The organism is Nostoc commune NIES-4072 (assembly GCF_003113895.1).
In the GTDB taxonomy this organism is placed as follows: domain Bacteria; phylum Cyanobacteriota; class Cyanobacteriia; order Cyanobacteriales; family Nostocaceae; genus Nostoc; species Nostoc commune.
This window is the reverse complement of the sequence record NZ_BDUD01000001.1, coordinates 55813-73585: the sequence shown is the minus strand read 5'-3', so window position 1 is coordinate 73585 and position 17773 is coordinate 55813. Positions and strand designations below refer to the sequence as shown.

At 43.3% G+C, this 17773-nt stretch carries 17 protein-coding genes; 8 read left to right on the top strand and 9 right to left on the bottom strand.

What is annotated here, in order from left to right:
* Positions 1–57 precede the first annotated feature (57 nt).
* The gene (locus tag CDC33_RS00320; protein WP_109006786.1) at positions 58–2469 is read left to right on the top strand and encodes a sucrose synthase; all 2412 of its coding nucleotides are present in this window, start codon (positions 58–60) and stop codon (positions 2467–2469) included.
* Here CDC33_RS00320 and CDC33_RS38145 read toward each other — a convergent pair.
* Positions 2407–2784, bottom strand: coding sequence for a hypothetical protein (locus tag CDC33_RS38145; protein WP_181373843.1), 378 nt, complete (start codon positions 2782–2784; stop codon positions 2407–2409). The genes CDC33_RS00320 and CDC33_RS38145 overlap by 63 nt on opposite strands.
* A 30-nt stretch (positions 2785–2814) precedes the next feature.
* Here CDC33_RS38145 and pgmB point away from each other — a divergent pair, with 30 nt between their 5' ends.
* The 5 genes from pgmB to CDC33_RS00285 all read left to right on the top strand — a co-directional run bounded on the left by pgmB (position 2815) and on the right by CDC33_RS00285 (position 7915).
* Positions 2815–5856 carry a beta-phosphoglucomutase gene (gene pgmB, locus CDC33_RS00305; RefSeq protein ID WP_109006783.1) on the top strand — a complete coding sequence of 1014 codons (3042 nt, stop codon included), beginning with the start codon at positions 2815–2817 and terminating at the stop codon, positions 5854–5856.
* 284 nt (positions 5857–6140) lie between these two features.
* Entirely contained in the window at positions 6141–6527 is a 387-nt protein-coding gene (locus CDC33_RS00300) for a sensor histidine kinase (RefSeq protein WP_369694379.1), read from the top strand.
* 231 nt (positions 6528–6758) lie between these two features.
* On the top strand, positions 6759–7196 hold the full coding sequence (locus CDC33_RS00295; RefSeq protein WP_109006782.1) for an RrF2 family transcriptional regulator: 438 nt from the start codon (positions 6759–6761) through the stop codon (positions 7194–7196).
* A 5-nt stretch (positions 7197–7201) separates the two neighbouring features.
* Positions 7202–7336, top strand: coding sequence for a pentapeptide repeat-containing protein (locus tag CDC33_RS00290; RefSeq protein ID WP_109006781.1), 135 nt, complete (start codon positions 7202–7204; stop codon positions 7334–7336).
* Positions 7337–7429: 93 nt separating this feature from the next.
* The gene (locus CDC33_RS00285) at positions 7430–7915 is read left to right on the top strand and encodes a DUF2243 domain-containing protein (protein ID WP_109012381.1); all 486 of its coding nucleotides are present in this window, start codon (positions 7430–7432) and stop codon (positions 7913–7915) included.
* Here the strand turns inward: CDC33_RS00285 and CDC33_RS38140 are convergent, their stop codons facing one another.
* Entirely contained in the window at positions 7916–8155 is a 240-nt protein-coding gene (locus tag CDC33_RS38140; RefSeq protein ID WP_109006780.1) for a hypothetical protein, read from the bottom strand.
* 16 nt (positions 8156–8171) lie between these two features.
* On the opposite strand from CDC33_RS38140, the gene CDC33_RS00275 reads away from it, so the two are divergent.
* Positions 8172–8777, top strand: coding sequence for a DUF4129 domain-containing protein (locus CDC33_RS00275; protein WP_109006779.1), 606 nt, complete (start codon positions 8172–8174; stop codon positions 8775–8777).
* Positions 8778–8913: 136 nt separating this feature from the next.
* On the opposite strand, the gene CDC33_RS00270 is transcribed toward CDC33_RS00275, so the two are convergent.
* From CDC33_RS00270 to CDC33_RS00255, 4 genes are all read right to left on the bottom strand, one after another.
* Positions 8914–10224: an aspartate aminotransferase family protein gene (locus CDC33_RS00270; protein ID WP_109012380.1), complete on the bottom strand. Its 1311-nt coding sequence runs from the start codon at positions 10222–10224 to the stop codon at positions 8914–8916.
* A 324-nt stretch (positions 10225–10548) separates the two neighbouring features.
* A complete protein-coding gene (locus tag CDC33_RS00265) occupies positions 10549–12102 on the bottom strand; it encodes a LamG domain-containing protein (protein ID WP_109006778.1) in 1554 nt (517 codons plus the stop codon).
* Positions 12103–12976: 874 nt separating this feature from the next.
* Positions 12977–13330 carry a DUF5615 family PIN-like protein gene (locus CDC33_RS00260; RefSeq protein WP_109006777.1) on the bottom strand — a complete coding sequence of 118 codons (354 nt, stop codon included), beginning with the start codon at positions 13328–13330 and terminating at the stop codon, positions 12977–12979.
* The gene (locus CDC33_RS00255) at positions 13327–13659 is read right to left on the bottom strand and encodes a DUF433 domain-containing protein (RefSeq protein WP_109006776.1); all 333 of its coding nucleotides are present in this window, start codon (positions 13657–13659) and stop codon (positions 13327–13329) included. The genes CDC33_RS00260 and CDC33_RS00255 overlap by 4 nt, the downstream gene beginning before the upstream one ends.
* 492 nt (positions 13660–14151) lie before the next feature.
* Between CDC33_RS00255 and CDC33_RS00250 the strand changes: the two genes are divergently transcribed.
* On the top strand, positions 14152–15168 hold the full coding sequence (locus CDC33_RS00250; protein WP_109006775.1) for a potassium channel family protein: 1017 nt from the start codon (positions 14152–14154) through the stop codon (positions 15166–15168).
* Between the two features lie 233 nt (positions 15169–15401).
* On the opposite strand, the gene CDC33_RS00245 is transcribed toward CDC33_RS00250, so the two are convergent.
* The 3 genes from CDC33_RS00245 to CDC33_RS00235 all read right to left on the bottom strand — a co-directional run bounded on the left by CDC33_RS00245 (position 15402) and on the right by CDC33_RS00235 (position 17745).
* Positions 15402–16418: a heme-dependent oxidative N-demethylase family protein gene (locus CDC33_RS00245; protein WP_244919089.1), complete on the bottom strand. Its 1017-nt coding sequence runs from the start codon at positions 16416–16418 to the stop codon at positions 15402–15404.
* Positions 16419–16531: 113 nt separating this feature from the next.
* Positions 16532–17089 carry a methylmalonic aciduria and homocystinuria type D protein gene (locus CDC33_RS00240; protein ID WP_181373842.1) on the bottom strand — a complete coding sequence of 186 codons (558 nt, stop codon included), beginning with the start codon at positions 17087–17089 and terminating at the stop codon, positions 16532–16534.
* A 449-nt stretch (positions 17090–17538) separates the two neighbouring features.
* A complete protein-coding gene (locus CDC33_RS00235; protein ID WP_100899470.1) occupies positions 17539–17745 on the bottom strand; it encodes a glycogen debranching protein in 207 nt (68 codons plus the stop codon).
* Positions 17746–17773: the final 28 nt, after the last annotated feature.

Below are 17773 nucleotides of genomic sequence, written 5' to 3'. Positions count from 1 at the left end.
TAGACTGGAGATAAAAATTGAGGTCGTGACCTAGCTAAAGTTCTGGGATTCGTCATCATGTATGAACTAGTTCAAGCTGTCTTCAACGGTGATGAAAAAACTGCTCTGCATCAGTTGATTTATACGTTGAGTGCTTCAGGTAAGCATTACTTCCTGAGAAATGAAATTTTACAAGCTTTTGCCGATTACTGTGATCAATCCCAAAAGCCAGCCTATTTTTACCACTCTTCTTCTGTTGGCAAACTGATACAGTACACCCACGAAATAATTCTTGAAGAAGAAAGTACCTGGTTCGTGGTTCGTCCCAGAATTGCTAGTCAGGAAGTTTGGAAACTGACAGCCGATTTGAATAGTTTCGAGCAGATGACGCCTCAAACGCTGCTAGATGTAAGAGATCGCCTAGTCAACCGCTACCAACCTCACATCCTAGAAATCGACCTCCACCCGTTTTACGAAAGTTCCCCAAGAATTGACGACCCCAGAAATATTGGTCAAGGTTTAGCCTTCCTCAACCGTTACCTGTGCAATCAATTGTTGACTGACCCCCAATATTGGGTGGAAATGTTATTTCAAGCATTGCAGGGGTTACAACATGATGGAATTCGGCTGTTGTTGAGCGATCGCATTCCTTCAGGTATTCATTTAGCCAAACAAATTAAACTAGCACTGAAATTACTGAATGAGCTTGAGCCTGATGAACCTTATGAAAAATTCCGCTTCGATCTCCAACAACTCGGCTTTGAGCCGGGTTGGGGTAACACTGCGGCGCGAGTCTCCGAAACACTTGAACTCTTAGACCGACTCATTTACTCCCCAGAACCTGGCATCTTAGAAACATTTGTAGCCCGCGTTCCCGCCATTTTTCGCGTCGTCCTCATTTCCATCCACGGCTGGGTGGGACAGGAAGATGTCTTAGGAAGAGATGAAACACTCAGTCAAGTTATCTACGTCCTTGAACAAGCTCGCAGCTTAGAAAACGAACTGCGTGAACAAATTAAACTCGCTGGTCTGGATGTGCTAGGTATGAAACCCCATGTAATTATTCTCACCCGGCTAATCCCTAACTGCGAAGGGACATTTTGCAACCTGCCCTTAGAAAAAGTCCAAGATACTGAAAATGCTTGGATATTGCGCGTTCCTTTTGGTGAATTCAATCCGGAAATTACTAACAATTGGATTTCTAAATTTGAGATTTGGCCTTATTTAGAAAACTTTGCTCTAGATGCAGAAAAAGAATTACTAACTCAATTCCAAGGTAAACCTCATCTTCTTATTGGTAACTACAGCGACGGTAACTTAGTAGCTTTTCTTTTATCACGCCGGATGAAAGTTACCCAGTGCAACATTGCCCATTCATTGGAAAAACCTAAACATCTATTTAGTAATTTATATTGGCAAGATTTAGAAGACCAATATCACTTCTCGGTACAATTTACCGCCGATTTGATTAGTATGAATGCAGCTGAGTTTATCATCACATCATCATATCAAGAAATTGTCGGCACACCTGACACCATAGGTCAATACGAATCGTACAAATACTTTACGATGCCGCAGCTTTATCATGTGGTTGATGGCATTGATTTATTTAGTCCTAAATTCAATTTAGTGCCGCCGGGAGTAGATGAAAAGATTTTCTTTCCTTATAGCCAAAAAGAAAATCGAGATATTAAACTTGGCAGACAAATTCACGACCTCCTCTTCACCCGCGAAGGTCCCCAAATCTTTGGTCATTTAGATAATATTAACAAGCGACCAATATTTGCCGTTGCTCCCATCACTTCAATCAGAAATCTCACTGGTTTAGCTGAATGTTTTGGTCAAAGTCAGGCGTTGCAAGAGCGCTGTAACCTAATCCTTTTAAGTAGTAAACTGCATCCAGATGAAGCTACAAACCCAGAAGAAGCAGAAGAAATTCAAAAACTCCACGACATTATTGAGCAATATCATCTCAATGGCAAAATTCGCTGGATGGGGATGCGTATCCCTAGCAGCAACATCGGCGAAGCCTACCGAGTAGTTGCAGATTCTCAGGGAATTTATGTCCACTTTGCCCGCTTTGAATCTTTCGGTAGGTCTATTTTGGAAGCGATGATTTCCGGCTTGCCAACTTTTGCTACTCAATTTGGCGGTTCTTTAGAAATTATCGAAAACCAACAGAATGAATTTAATCTTAATCCTACAGACTTAGAAGGTACAGCAAATAAAATTTTAGGCTTTATTGAACAATGCAATAGTCAAGATGATTATTGGCAGGAAGTCTCAGAATGGATGAGTCAGCGAATTCATAATAGATACAATTGGCATTTACATAGTAATAAATTACTACAGCTTGCTAAAATATTTAGTTTTTGGAATTTTGTTGCTCCAGAAAATAATGAAGCCAGAGATCGCTATATGGAAGCCTTATTTCATCTGATTTATAAACCTAGAGCGGAAAAGATTTTGGAGAGACATAAGGGGGGATGAGGGAGTGGGGAGTGGGGAGTGGGGGATGAGGGAGTGGGGAGTGGGGAGTGGGGGATGAGGGGACAAGGGGACAAGGAGAATTAGAGACTGATTTATCACCTCAGAACTCCGTTCATCCACCTCTGAACTCCGTTCATCCACCTTTGAACTCCGTTCATCCACCTCAGAACTCCGTTCATCCACCTCTGAACTCCGTTCATCCACCTTTGAACTCCGTTCATCCACCTTTGAACTCCGTTCATCCACCTCTGAACTCCGTTCATCCACCTCTGAACTCCGTTCATCCACCAAATTTCCCAATTCCCCATTCCCCATTCCCTACTCCCTACTCCCCACTCCCCATTTATGGACAAAAAAGGTCATTCTCGCAATTTTATCTACACAGACTGGATCTTAATCGAAACCCAGTTTGACCCCGATCAATTGCACTCCAAAGAAACTGTCTTTACAATCGGCAATGGATACCTGGGAACAAAAGGCAGTTTTGAGGAAGGTTATCCTCATGCATTGCCAGCTACTTTTATCAACGGTGTCTACGATGATGTGCCGGTGGTGTACACTGAACTGGCAAATTGTCCTGACTGGCTGCCTTTGGTAGTAATTGTAAATGGCGAATCTCCTACGGAGACGCTACGCGAACGCTTCCGTCTCGATCAAGGTAAAATATTGCGCTACGATCGCCAGCTTGATTTACGCTACGGACTTCTCACCCGTTACTTACGTTGGCGCTCTCCCAGTGGAAAGACTATAGATATTAACTTTGAACGCTTTGCTAGTTTTGCAGATCGGCATGTGTTGGTGCAACGCTGCCATTTAACGCCAGTAGATTTTGATGGGGTAATCGAAGTTCAGGGAAGTATCAACGGCTATCCAGAAAATCAGGGTTTTAATCACTGGGAAGGACTAGACCAAGGCAAGACTGACCAAGGAATCTGGTTGCAACGCCGCACCCGCCACTCCCGAATTGAACTCGGTATGGGCGCAACTATGAGAATCTCAGGCACTGAAGCATCTTTGCAAGTCAGTACCGCACCTGGTTATCCAACCTTGAGCATGAACTACCAGGCTAAATCAAAACAGACCGTAACGGTAGAAAAAATTGTGACAGTTTTTACCTCGCGGGAGACTGAGACACCAGTTTCAGCAGCTACAGAAAAACTCGCGCACCTGCCAGACTACGCAACACTACTAAAAGCCAATGAGCAGGCATGGGATGAGGTGTGGCAGCAAAGCGATATCCTCATTGAAGGGGATAGTACAGCTGCTTTTGCTGTTCGCTACAATCTATTCCAGCTACTGATTGCTGGGTCACGCCATGATGATAAGGTGAGCATTCCAGCTAAAACTCTTTCTGGGTTTGGCTATCGCGGTCATATCTTTTGGGATACAGAAATTTTTATGCTGCCCTTTTTTCTGTTTACCCAACCAGCGATCGCCCGAAATTTACTCAGTTACCGTTGGCACACTTTACCAGGAGCTAGACGCAAGGCTATCCATTACGGCTATAAAGGGGCAATGTATGCTTGGGAAAGTGCTGATACCGGAGATGAAGTAACACCACGTTGGGCACTCGGAAATGATTTTTATGGTGAAGACGTGCGGATTTGGTGCCGCGATCGGGAAATTCATATTAATGCAGATATTCCCTACGCTGCTTGGAACTACTGGCAAGCTACTGGTGATGATGAGTGGATGCAACAGCGCGGCGCAGAGATTATTTTGGATGCTGCTATCTTCTGGGGTAGCCGAGTCGAATTCAATCCTGAGCTACAACAATATGAAATTCGGGGAGTAATTGGAGTAGATGAATATCATGAATTCGTCCACAATAACGCCTTTACAAATCGCATGGCGCAATGGCATTTAGAGAAAGCGATCGCAGTTTATGATTGGTTGGCTCACAAGTTCCCCGAACGAGCTACTGAACTAGAAGAGAAACTAAAACTCACCCCACAAGAGCGATTCTCCTGCGGAGATGCTATGCGAACGCACTGGCAAGATATCATCGCCAAAATCTTGTTTCTCCATGACCCATCAACAGAACTAATCGAGCAGTTCGAGGGATTTTTCCAATTAGAAGATATCAACTTAGCAGATTATCAAGGGCGCGATCGCTCCATGCAAACCATCTTGAGTATTGAGAAAACCAATAAATGTCAAGTAATCAAGCAGCCAGATATCTTGATGCTGCTTTATTTAATGCGGGAATCAGCAGATTTTCCCTACAACGAAAAAGCATTGCAGACCAACTGGGACTACTACGCACCTCGCACAGACATTACTTATGGTTCGTCCCTTGGCCCAGCAGTTCACGCCATTTTAGCTTCCGATTTGGGCAAATCAGCAGAAGCTTACGAAGTGTTTATGCAAGCATTAATGGTGGATCTTGAAGATAACCGAGGTAACACCAGCGATGGAATTCACGGCGCTACTGCTGGTGGCGTTTGGCAAGCCGTAATTTTTGGCTTCGGCGGCATTCAACTAACCGAAAATGGCCCCGTAGCCAACTCCCATCTCCCTGATGGCTGGACACGCCTAAAATTTAAACTGCATTGGCAAGGATTATGGCACGACTTTGATCTGCATCGGGGACTGGGGGCTGGGGGCTGGGGACACAACAACTTGCTCAGTGCATCGCTGGGGACTGAGAAGAAGGGGACAAGAGGAATAACTAATACCCAATACCCAATCCCCAATCCCCAATCCCGGAGCGAAGCGACTCACAACCCCAACATCCAAGGATTCATCTTCGACCTAGATGGAGTGCTAACCGATACAGCAGAACTTCATTATTTAGCTTGGCAAAAGCTAGCGGATGAAGAGGGTATACCCTTTAATCGACAAGCTAACGAAGCGCTGCGGGGTGTATCCCGTCGTGCTTCCCTGCTGCATATTATTGGAGATAGACCATATTCGGAAGCACAAATTGAGGAGATGATGGAGCGTAAGAATCGCTACTATGTAGAATCGATCCAACACATGACACCCAAGGATTTGTTACCAGGTGCGATCGCTCTCTTGGATGAACTGCGGCAAGCTGGAATTAAAATCGGTATTGGTTCAGCTAGCAAAAATGCCCGCACCGTGATCGAGCGATTGGGCATTGTTGATAAAGTAGATGCGATCGCTGACGGTTATAGTGTACAACAACCCAAGCCAGCACCCGACCTATTTCTGTACGCAGCCAAGCAGCTAGGACTCGAACCAGCGCAATCTGTAGTTGTAGAAGATGCCGCAGCAGGCATTGAGGCGGCTCTAGCAGGTGGTATGTGGGCAGTAGGACTCGGCCCTGCTGAACGAGTTGGAGCCGCTCATGTTGTTTTGCCCAGCTTAGAAGGGGTCACATGGGCAGACTTAAAAGCTAAATTAAGCAATATTGCCAGATAAAAGGCTTGCTCTTTCTGATCTTTACCCCTTTTTTAAGGGGGTCACCGTAGGCGGGGGGATCTTATCCAAACCTATTGCGTGCTGACGCTATCTGCTTTTTAGGTCAGAATATCTAACAGAATTCTAAGGACTGACACCTTTATTCTGTTTTAATTAGGACTTACGCAAAAATTGCTAAAAAGCTTAATTTCTCGAACCGCCAAGACGCCAAGAGCGCCGAGAATTCGTAGAGTGTGCGTAAGTCCTAAGAAGAATTAGAACAGAGCGATCGCTCACAACATGCGATCGCTTTTAGTAGTGAGTGCCAATCTACAAGAGCTAACTTAGACCCGAAACTACTGCGGCAAATCTTGACTAATTTATTCTCAAATTGTCTAAAATACTCTCCCATTGGTAGCACAGTTAAGTTTTCTGTCATCACTGCCAACGAGCAAGCTATATTCCAGACTCAAGACTCTGGTATTGGCATTCCCCCAAATGACATTGATTACATCTTTGAACCCTTCCATCGCGCTAGTAATGCAAGCGATATCCCAGGAATGGGATTGGGAATGTCCATCGTCAAGCAGGCTGTAGATTTACATGGTGGCGAAATTCGTGTCGAAAGTGCGATCGGTGTAGGAACTACCTTTACCGTAACTCTGCCATTTTCGAGAATTTTAAATATATAGCGGCTTGCATAGCTTTTAAATTAATTTACACTTTGGAAGACTTTATAAATAATCAATCACTTTTATTTATCGAATTAAAAATCAAATATAATTGCTTCTATGCTAAAAGGTCTTTAAAGTGGGGTTAGCCGGTCAACAATAAGTTGATTGTAAAGTTTTTCCTAAGAGTAACTTAGGGAAAGCAATTCAAATACTTTGTATATTTAAGTGTGAGTTTAAAATATTACGCCTGTGGTAATCTCTAACAAATCAGAATACGCACTTCTAGCCCTGTTAGAGTTAGCAACCTGCTACCCTAACGGAGAAGCCCTGCAAATTCGAGAGATAGCGGCATTACAAGACATTCCGAACCGCTATTTAGAACAACTCCTAGCCACATTAAGGCGTGGAGGTTTAATTAAGAGTATACGCGGAGCCAAAGGTGGCTACGTTCTGGCACGAGATCCCGGAAAGATTACAGTGTTAGATGCTTTTACCTGCATGGAAGGGTCAGATATCGTGGCCTCTAATCCTGAACCAACTCCCAACACCATAGAAGGCGAGCTAATTCAGGAAGTCTGGCAGGAAGCACGTCAGGCTGCTAACTCAGTTTTGGAAAAATATACACTCCAAGACCTTTGCGAACGAAGATCAATGCGAAAGCAAAAGGAACTCATGTATTACATTTAGCAAGGATGATGTCAACGAATCTTCGCCAAGCCAATCTCAAAGGAGCGAACCTGGAAAAAGCAGACTATGATCCCAACACCAATTTTCCTCAAGATTTTGACCCAGTGAAAGCGGGTATGCAGATTAAATCTGAAAATTGATTGAAGTTCAATGATGGTACTTGCCTCAAGATAGAAGATATTTCTCCTAAAAAAGTTGTACTTTGGTGAAAAAGCCTATCGATGAGGTTGACAATGGAGGCGAAAAGTGAAACCCCCAACCAACGCGCACCACTAATCACTGCTGGAATTTTTCTTGGTGTAGGTATTGGAGGGTTTATTGATGGAATTTTACTGCATCAGATCCTCCAGTGGCATCACATGCTTAGTAATATTCGACCTCTGACAAACATAGCGAATATAGATTTGAACACGCTATGGGATGGGTTATTTCATACCTTTAATTGGGTATTCACCGTGGTAGGAGTTGTTTTACTATGGCGTGCGGGAGGGCGTGATGATGTTCCTTGGTCATCACAGACCTTTATTGGGTCAATATTGATTGGTACTGGGTTGTTTGATTTCGTTGAAGGTTTAATTGACCATCAAATTCTCGGTATCCATCATGTCAAACCAGGGCCAAATGAGTTAGCTTGGGATTTAGGATTTCTTGCATTCGGTGCGCTACTGATTGTCATCGGCTGGATAATGATAAAAAAGACAAGAGTCATTAGTCATTAGTCATTGGGCATTGGGCATTGGGCATTGGGCATTGGGTATGGGGCATGGGGCATTGGAAAGAGGACTTGGGGACTCTTGAGAATTAGGGACAAGGGGAAACACTTGTTGCAAGTTCTGATTTAAGTCCCCTTGTCCCCTTGTCTCCCCTGCCTCCCCTGCTCCCCCTGCTCCCCCCACTCCCCACTCCCCACTCCCCACTCCCCACTCCCCCCTCCCCACTCCCCACTCCCCACTCCCCACTCCCCACTCCCCCCTTATGACAGATACTTTTGAAAAAACTAGCTGGAGTTGGCAGCTTTCTCAATTTCAACAACAAGCGGGAGAATGGTGGGAATACCAGTTTTACCGCTTTGAGAGCGCTTTACCTGAATTACCTACTGGATGGTCAATTAGCCCTTGGCTAAGTGAGTTGTTGAAATTCCTGTTTTGGCTGGTGCTAGGTTTATTTATAGCTTGGGTGGGTTGGCGATTATGGCAAGAATTCAGCCCTTATGTATATTCTTGGCTAAATAGAAGTGGCAATCTCACTGATTTTCGTTTAAAAACTAGCTCTAGTGAGTCATCCATAACCTTTTTGTTGAAGCGATCGCAACAATTTTACCGTCAAGGTAACTACCGTGAGGCTTGCCGTTGTATTTATTTAGCAATGTTGCAGCAGTTGGATAAAAATGCGATCGCACCCCACAAACTCAGCCGCACAGATGGAGAATATCTGCAATTGTTGCGATCGTCTGTGACTCCCATACAGCCTTATGAAACTTTAATTACCACTCACGAGCAATTATGTTTTGGTAATGCCGAGATTTTGCCAGACAATTATGAACAGTGTCGCCAAGCTTATCGGGAAATTTCCCCAGAATGAAGGAAGAAAACGCGGGGATAGAAATAATACATACATAGCTAATAGCTAAGAAATCAATACTTTTAGTGAAAATTAATCTAAAAGTCAGAAAAAGCGAGAGATACGGACAAAGACTTATCCTCGCTTTTTGTATTACCTAAGCTGTGAGAGTTGCGTAGCCGCCCTGCGGCTTGTCGTTAGACATCGCTCGATCCACAGCTTCTAAAGCAGTGTTTACTTCCGCCTCTGTGACAATTAGCGGTGGCACAAATCGGACTACTTTTGGCCCGGCTGGTACGAGTAACACACCCTCGTTGATGGCAGCATTAACGACATCTGCTGCGGTTAGTTGAATATTGGTTCGCAACTCCAAACCGTTGATTAAACCCCAACCTCGAACTTCGCCAATGTGCTGAGGATATTTCGCTGCGATCGCTTTCAATCCAGATCGCAATTGTTCACCCCTGTCTTGCACATTCTGTAAAATATTTTCCCGTTCCAACGTCTGGCAAACACTGAGTGCTACACCACACACAAAAGGATTTCCGCCAAAGGTGCTAGCGTGTTCCCCTGGTTGAAAAACATCACAGAATTTCTTGCTCATCATTGCGCCGATGGGAATACCGCCACCTAAGCCTTTAGCACTGGTGAAAATATCCGGTTCAACGCCGAGATGTTCGTAAGCCCATAATTTGCCACTGCGTCCCATACCAACTTGCACTTCATCGAAAATCAATAAAATGCCAGTTTCATCGCAAATCTGCCGAAGCTTTTTAAAATAGGCAACATCTCCTGGACGCACACCGCCTTCTCCCTGCAATGGCTCAATCAAAATCGCCGCTACCCGATAATCGCCTTCATCCAACTCGCTAATCGCCACTTCCACAGCGTTGATATCGTTGTAATTTACGTAGTGGAAACCAGGAACCAAGGGATCAAAATATTTTTGATACTTCGGTTGTGCTGTAGCGGTAATTGTTGCCAAAGTCCGTCCGTGGAAACTGGCATTGGCGGTTAAAATAATCGGTTTTTCAATGTCTAATACTGTGTGGGCATATTTCCGCGCCAGTTTAATTGCAGCTTCATTAGCTTCAGCTCCAGAGTTGCAGAAAAACACGCGATCGGCACAAGAATGTTCAACAAGCCATTTTGCCAATTCACCTTGCTCAGGAATGTAGTACAAATTAGAGACATGGTGCAGCTTCTGGATTTGGCGTGTCACCGCTTCTACCATAACTGGGTGGGCGTGTCCTAAAGTACAAGTGGCAATTCCAGCCACAAAGTCCAGATATTCGCGTCCCTGTGTATCCCAAACCCGGCATCCAGCACCCCGTTCTAAGGCTAACGGAAACCGACCGTAGGTAGACATGACAGCTTCATTAAAGCTATCTGTATCAAAGGGACTAGATGCTACAGACCCTGAATTTGGGGGGATGGTGACTTGTTCAATGAGAGTTTGTAGGCTCACTACCGCTCCTCCTCTTGAGTTTTTCATCATATAGTTATTTACTAGTTTCCTAGAAATCCCTAAAAATTACTTTTTATTTAGCACAACTCGTACTTCTTCTTAGGCTAACGCTTATATAACCTCGAACGCTTGGCGGTGGTGAAAAAAATTTTGTACTCAACGCTTGAGAAATTGAAAGCCACAGATCCCTGTTGGCGATCTATGGCTTTCACAATTGACTTAGGGGCATAAAAATACCCCCTTAAAAAGGGTGTCGCCGGAAGCGGGGGCAATACGGTTCGGTTAAGCCCAAATGCATATTAGCAACTTGGGTTATTTACCTATTTACGGTCTATTAGCAGCAATTGCTTGAATTTCTTGAGATGACAGTACCCTTTTGTCAAGTCGGACACGGCCTATTTCACCCTTAAAAAAGCCTGGTGAAGGACTATCAGAGCGTCTGCCAATGACTAAGGGCTTGGAGTTAGAAAGAGAACCTCTTCTTGTTGGATTAAATCGCTCGCCAACGACTTCTACTCCATCAAGATACCAACGACCGCCATCTGGTTGGTCGCGGTCTACAGTCACAGCTACATGATGCCAATTGCCATCGGAGATTGAGATATTGCTTACATAGTTTGTAAATTGATTTCCCACTCCATCTGCTAATTGAAGCAACAAATTACCATTGAAGTTAGACAGCGAATACCCTTGTACTGGCCCTGTCGTCTCAACTCGTTTGTCTAAAATGACTTCAATTCCGCTAGTACTAGTCGTTTTGACCCAGGCAGAAATGCTCAAGTCTCCCGTGCCAAAGTTTAGGTTCTCGTTGTTGGGGATTTCAATAAAGTCGCTTGTACCATTAAAGGATGCGATGCGATCTAAAATAGGTGTTCCTGTAACCGGAATATCTGTAAGCGTGACTGCGTCTCTGGTTTGGCCTGGAAGTACGATGCCATTAGCTTCTGAAAATTCTACGAACCCTACTTCTGGTGTTGGTGGTAAATCTGCGGCGGTTAGCTGTTCTAATGGTATCTTAGTAGCACTCCGCAGAACTCTAGTGTTAGATACGGTTATTGGATCAAAGTTTGACTCACTATTGGTAAAGCGTAATCTCGGAGTTTGACCGCGCTTGATGGGGAATTCAGTCCAGTTAGTTATAGCCACATTAGGCTGTCTAGGATTTGTCTGTTGGCTGAAAACCACCAAAAATTCATCTGGAGTATCTTCTGGAGGTATAAAATTAGCCCCTGGAGGATTTGGTTCTATTTCAGGAGACACCATTGAATTGCGTTGAGACAAAGAAGTAGTGCCGTTTGAATCTCCTATGGTAAAAGTTGATTTGTAGAAGGAAGGATTTAGTGTTCCTCTGAACTGAACTTTCACTGCATACCCATAGTGAAACAACACACAATTAGCAAAAAAACAACGTCCATAATTAGTGCTTTCATTTAACTTGAGCGCGGGAGGATTCGGAAGAACACCTGGAATAATACCAAAGATTAATTCTCTTCGTGGATTTCTGAATATACCAAATATTTCAGTACCATTTGTGAAGGGAGAAGTACCAGCCTCAAACGTAGATCCTCCCACATCGTAACCGTTACCGTAGTTGTTCTTAAATGTGTCGTATATGACCCTTCCTTCAGTCTCATCGATATTAGCATCATTAAGTGGTGATCGATGGATTCCACCAATACTGAGTAATTTAAGACTACTCTGGCCTGAAAATCGACTTTGTAAGTAAGCCGAATTGATAATCAAATCCGTATTTATAAAAATGGTTTCTTCTTTGGGGAGTTCGCTTACCTGTGCGCTAGCTGAAGATGCGGAAAAGACCGCAGAACCGATTAAGATCACAAAACCTAGCTGCTTCCCTAACCGTTTGATAAATTGCATCGCTTAATCTCCGTTAAAAACAAAGATGAACTGTAGAGTTTCGCTATTGAGGATGTTGATTTTTCCCAACTACTTAAGAGGATGTTTGAAAAGTCGCAAAGTATACTAAAAACCCCGCGTCCATTCCTCTCCCACAACGAGAGAGGCTTTCAAACCTGCTTTTCCTACGAAGCAAGGAGGCTAGAAGGTTAGGTTTGGGAAGTTTTGATGTGACTAAAAATACTTATCAAACATCCTCTAAGACTTACGCACAAGGCAAATACACTACACTATCACCTAGTGCAGTCATACTTTATACCTTTAACTATTTTAATTAATGGTTTGTAGCACAAGGTTACAAACGCATTTCAGCTTGATATTAGCAGGGTTAATTGATTTAAGATAGTAGTTAAAGTAAAGAAATATAACTTTTCCAACAAATATTTGCTCTGTCCTTACTCAGCCAATACGGTTCGGTTAAGGCAAGAGACGCGATAAATCGCCGTCTCTACAAAGGACTGATTATTGTAAAGACGGCGATTTATCGCGTCTTTGGATCTAGAGCGTGTCATCAAAAAACCTTATCCGAACCGTATTGCTTACTCAGCCTTAATTCCAAGATTGTTTAAATATACTAAAAAGGAGGAATGTTAAAAAATTAGCAGAAAACTAAAAAAAGTAGGTTAAAAGTACTATTGTTACGTCATTCTCAACACTTGAGCAAAAATATCAACGTATCCAAAAGGAGTTAATGGCTGGGGCGATCGCTCTTGACGGTGTTTTCTTCATTGTCAACAGATTTATACAAGCCAAAGTTTGCAAAAAGCGAGATTGCGATCGCAATCTAGAGCATTAGTTCTGGGATTCTTCAATGTATCTCATATTTTCTTTCAGCTTAAAATGGGATAGACATGATCTGATTGACCCATTCCTCAGCAGTAGAAGCTTCCCAAACGAGGATGAGTGCTTCAATTGCATCACTGACTGACAAATTCTGGGAAAGAATCAAAACTCCAGAACTGGTTTTTGACATTATGAACTCACCAAACTCAGCAGGCATGGTTTTACGGTCATGAGTCACGAGGACTCTATCATTCTGTGCAGCGATCGCCAATACCTCTGAATCTTTCTTACCTTCAAGCTCTGCTGTATAGGCTGATTGAAAATCAAGATTTGGTTGCCTACGTATCGTCCCAGTTACAATCGCTTGGCGTAGATCAGCATCTGCTTGAAATCGAACTGTCGTCATGCCTTGCTGTGCTTCTGTATTTGAGCAGCTTTTAACTTTTGATAGAGAGGGGGATTTTTCTCTCTAAGAGACTGTTGCAATTTTTCAAACTCTTTTTCACCTTCTTCTAAATACGCATCAATTAGCTCTCGGTTGGCAAGATAAAAGGTAATAGCACCATAAACCTGCTCCAGCGAGAGTAATGGAAAGTTTTGGGCAATGCTTTCAGGAGACTCACCATTCAAAAAGGCATACACAACTGAATCAAGAGAGATGCGAGTCTCTTCGATCCAATATCCTCCATCTCGTTGTTCGATATATGGCTTTGCTCTCTTCAGTGCTGCTGTCATAAAACTGCTGGCTACTCTTTACTCCGATATTAAGCGATCGCCCATCTATGTAACGCTATCGTATCTATTGAAGAAGAATTCAGAAGTCAGAATTGCTGGAGCAAAGCCGGAGACGCTCCGCCTTTGGTCAGAATCAAGACGCTCGTGCCTCGCTACCGCTACGCTATCAGTCGAGGATTCAGACCCGCGACTTTCTTGTTGACCTCCAAATCGTAGATTTGGAGGGGGTTTTAAACCCGTATAGATTCTTCATAGGCGAATTGAGGGTTGGAATTTAAACGTATAGGCGCTTTGCCTTCCCGCAGGGTAGGGGCGCAGAGGAAAGCGCAAAGGCATGCAGAGAATTCGCTACGAATTAATGAAACGTTGTACTTAGTTTCAATATACTAAAAAGGACGAATGCTAAAAAATTAGCAAAAGTAGATTATAAGTAATATTTTTACCTCATTTTCAACACTTGAGCAAAAATATCAACGTATCCAAAAGGAGTTAATGGCTGGGGCGATCGCTCTTGGCGGTGTTTTCTTCATTGGCACTTTGTGGTACTCGCTAGTGGAGGGCTGGTCATGGGAAGATGCAGCTTACATGACAGTAATCACTTTAGCGACTGTGGGATACGGAGAGACGCACCCACTGGGTAGCCGAGGACGATTGTTTACAATCGCTCTGATTTTGTTGGGTGTAGTCAATATCGGTTACATTGTCAACAGATTTACAGAAGCGATCATTCAAGGCTACTTTCAAGAAGGAATTCGGCTACAGCAGCAGAGGCGGTTAATGGAATCTCTGTCAGAACATTACATAATCTGTGGATTTAGTCGAACTGGCCGTCAAATTGCCAAGGAATTTCGCGCAGAAGGCGTACTTTTTGTGGTGATTGATTCGGACATGGAATCTGTGCAAAGAGCGCAGGCAGAAGGTTACACAGCATTCCAAGGTGATGCTACATTAGATGACACGCTCCTAAAAGTTGGTGTTGAACGAGCGATGTGTATTGTTGCAGCGCTACCTTCAGATGCCGAAAATTTATATATTGTTTTATCAGCAAAAACACTGAATTCGGGAATTCGGGTGATCGCACGGGCAAGTACAGAAGAGGCTTTGCAGAAGTTACGACGCGGTGGTGCAGATGAAGTAATATCTCCCTATATTACTGGTGGGAAGCGCATGGCTGCTGCGGCTCTCAGACCCCAAGTATTGGACTTTGTAGACGGGATTTTGACAGGTGCAGACCGCCAATTATATATGGAAGAATTTTTACTCGACCCGTCTTTTTGTCCTTTTGTCGGTCAAACTTTGCAAAAAGCGAGATTGCGATCGCAAACTGGGGCATTAGTTCTGGCAATTCGCCGCCTTGATGGGACTTTAATCGGTGGGCCCACTGGTGATACAGTCTTAATGCCAGGCGATCGGTTAATTGGTATGGGTACAGCAGAACAGTTGCGTAGCCTGAACCAAATTCTCGGCCCAATTGGTTCACAGAAATTGCGACGACCGAAAAATAGTTGAGGGTAGAGTTCAGATAATTTGTATAGACAAAAAGTAATCAGATTTCAATACTTGTCGGGTTTTGGGGAAAAGGGGAAGGGGAAGGGGAAAGAAAAAACCTTTAACCTTTACCCTTTACCCTTTTCCCAAACCTGATTCTGAGTTAAAAATCCAAAACCCGAGCAGTATTGAGATGGTAACTGGATTTACGTCATGCTGTACTAGGTTTTAACACATTTTTTGATACATTACGTTTAACTCAGCCACTGTAAAATATTGGCTTTGCTCTCTGCCAAGCCTTTATAAACTAAAGATTCCGGTGTCATAGATTCGATTGCCTCACGCAGCTTAGACCGTAATACTAGGTCTTTTCTCACTACATCACAATCTCTAAAGTAAGTACGAATAGTAAACAGCGCTGCTTCATACTCTGGTAGCCCCCAAATTACTTGGCGCTCAATTCGCAGATAAAGTCTGGGATGCTGCGGATCAAAGTTTCTACCTTGCCATTGTTCAACTGACACACCAGGCGGTGGTTCGGGATGGTGGTTAAGGCGGGTGTCGGTACTCAAACCCCAAGCAAAGCGCACCATCGGTTTGTGGGTAATCATTGTATGAGCGATCGCATCCCCTCGCCGATTAATTTTTTCCATACCAGCCACAGGTGCATGTATCGTAGCAAAGTCCTTGCCAATTTTTTCTTCAGCTGACCAGTGATTGGGATAGCAGAGATGAACTGCACTCAGCCAATTGATACCATTAGCAGAACGGCAGATAACTGTCAGGTCTTCTTGTACCTGTGTTGCTAAAGCATCAAGGGTAGAGGCGTAAGCTGGAACAACTGAACTACCCTCGACTTGCTGTAACTGCAATTCTGCATCTAAATAGATGGTTTCTTTGGTAAGTTGGCTGTGAAATGCCACAGTGTTATCTATTGACTTTTGACAGTGAAAGTGATGTGGGTGTTCTTGAGTGAGGCGATTAATCATTAAACCAGCGATCGCACCTGCCACAGCTTTAGAATAATTGCAGGTTTGGTAGTACTTGCTCAACCGTTCCCCACGAACTAAAAGTTTAGCCTGACGGTAGTGGGCAAAATTATCATCAATTTGAAATACCTGCTGATCAGCCTGAGTGTTACCAAAACAGGAACCAAAAGCCATCATCCCTGGCTTGACTTCGTAGCGTCCACTTATCAGAGGGAAGTAGTAAGCCGCACTATTAGAGGCTTCGACTGTCTTAGTTTCCTGAAAGAAGTTGTCTAAAGACACAGATTCTATGATGCTTGTTTTTTATTTTCCTCATTTCCAATATATAGGGATGAGGAAGAAATAACTAATGCCCAATGACAAATGACTAATGACAAATGACTAATGACAAATGACTAATAATCAATTTCTCTCCACCCATGCATGGCTGCTAAACTTTTTGTAACCCATTCGATCACAACTGGGGGAGCTTCTGATATCAAAATGCTAGGATAAACTGCTGCACCCCAATCGGGATGCACTAGGACACGGCATTGATTTTTAATCACTGGATAGTTAAGCAAAGCTTTGACAACTGCTGTGTCATCGTGAGGAATTGCTCCGGGATGAGACAGTAAAGGATAGCCTGTACGAGGGTCGATTAGGTCAGTAAGATAGCCGCGATCGCGCAGATTAAATGCCAAATCGCAGCCAAATCTCATAAACTTTTCTCGCAAGCGTTCTTTCTCTGTCTCTACTTCTGCTGTCTTTTCGACTAGTTGATAACGTGATTGCTGTAAGACAATCACTACTCGTAAAAATGGTTGCCGTTTCCAATCTGGTAATATCCGTTCGCAGTTGGCACAGATATATTGACTGGGAGCATGAATTGAAATTTGAACCGCTTGTCCTGTTTCGCCAACTAAATTAATAGGACAGCTTTGCTCCGAAGTGTAAACCTTGGGATAGTTCACTAAATTGATTCGGTTTTGGCAAGTTTTTTAATTTAATCTCCGGTATAGATGATAGCTCTTAAAAGTTCAGAAAAATCATCAATTTATTAGAAAATTTTACTTTTTTTGGCAGCAATTGCTAATAATTTGATAATTTTAATCCGAATTTTATCCTTTATTAACCTGTTCTCATGGGATTTGTTGCGATCGCTGTAGGCATTTGCATACATTCAGCATCTGGTAGACAAGCGATGCATATAACGGGCTACGCCTACGCTCCTGAAATCTCTTCGATCAAAATACCAAAAAATAACCTCTATCTCAGAGAATTTACAGTAGGGTTACACAGTTAGCTATGCAACCCTACGATGATTCATATTCATCTGTGGTTAGTTGTTTTTTTCTGTACCTTAGCTTTGCTGGAACCGTTATAAGCTATGCAGTCTACTTTCGATAGCACTCAATCTCAATTAATTGAGTTTTAAAGAATTCACTGGCACTTCATCCCAAGAATTAACTGTCCGCAATCGCGCTACCCAACCTGCTGCCTTTTGCGTCTCGGTCAAATTATTCTCAAATGAATCATGACAATCTTTGGCTTGAGATTCATTACAAGTGGCAATACAGGCATGAATCATCCCAGACGGATCAATTTGCTCATTTACCCAAATAGTCATGGAATATTTCCTCGAAAACTGTAGCGAA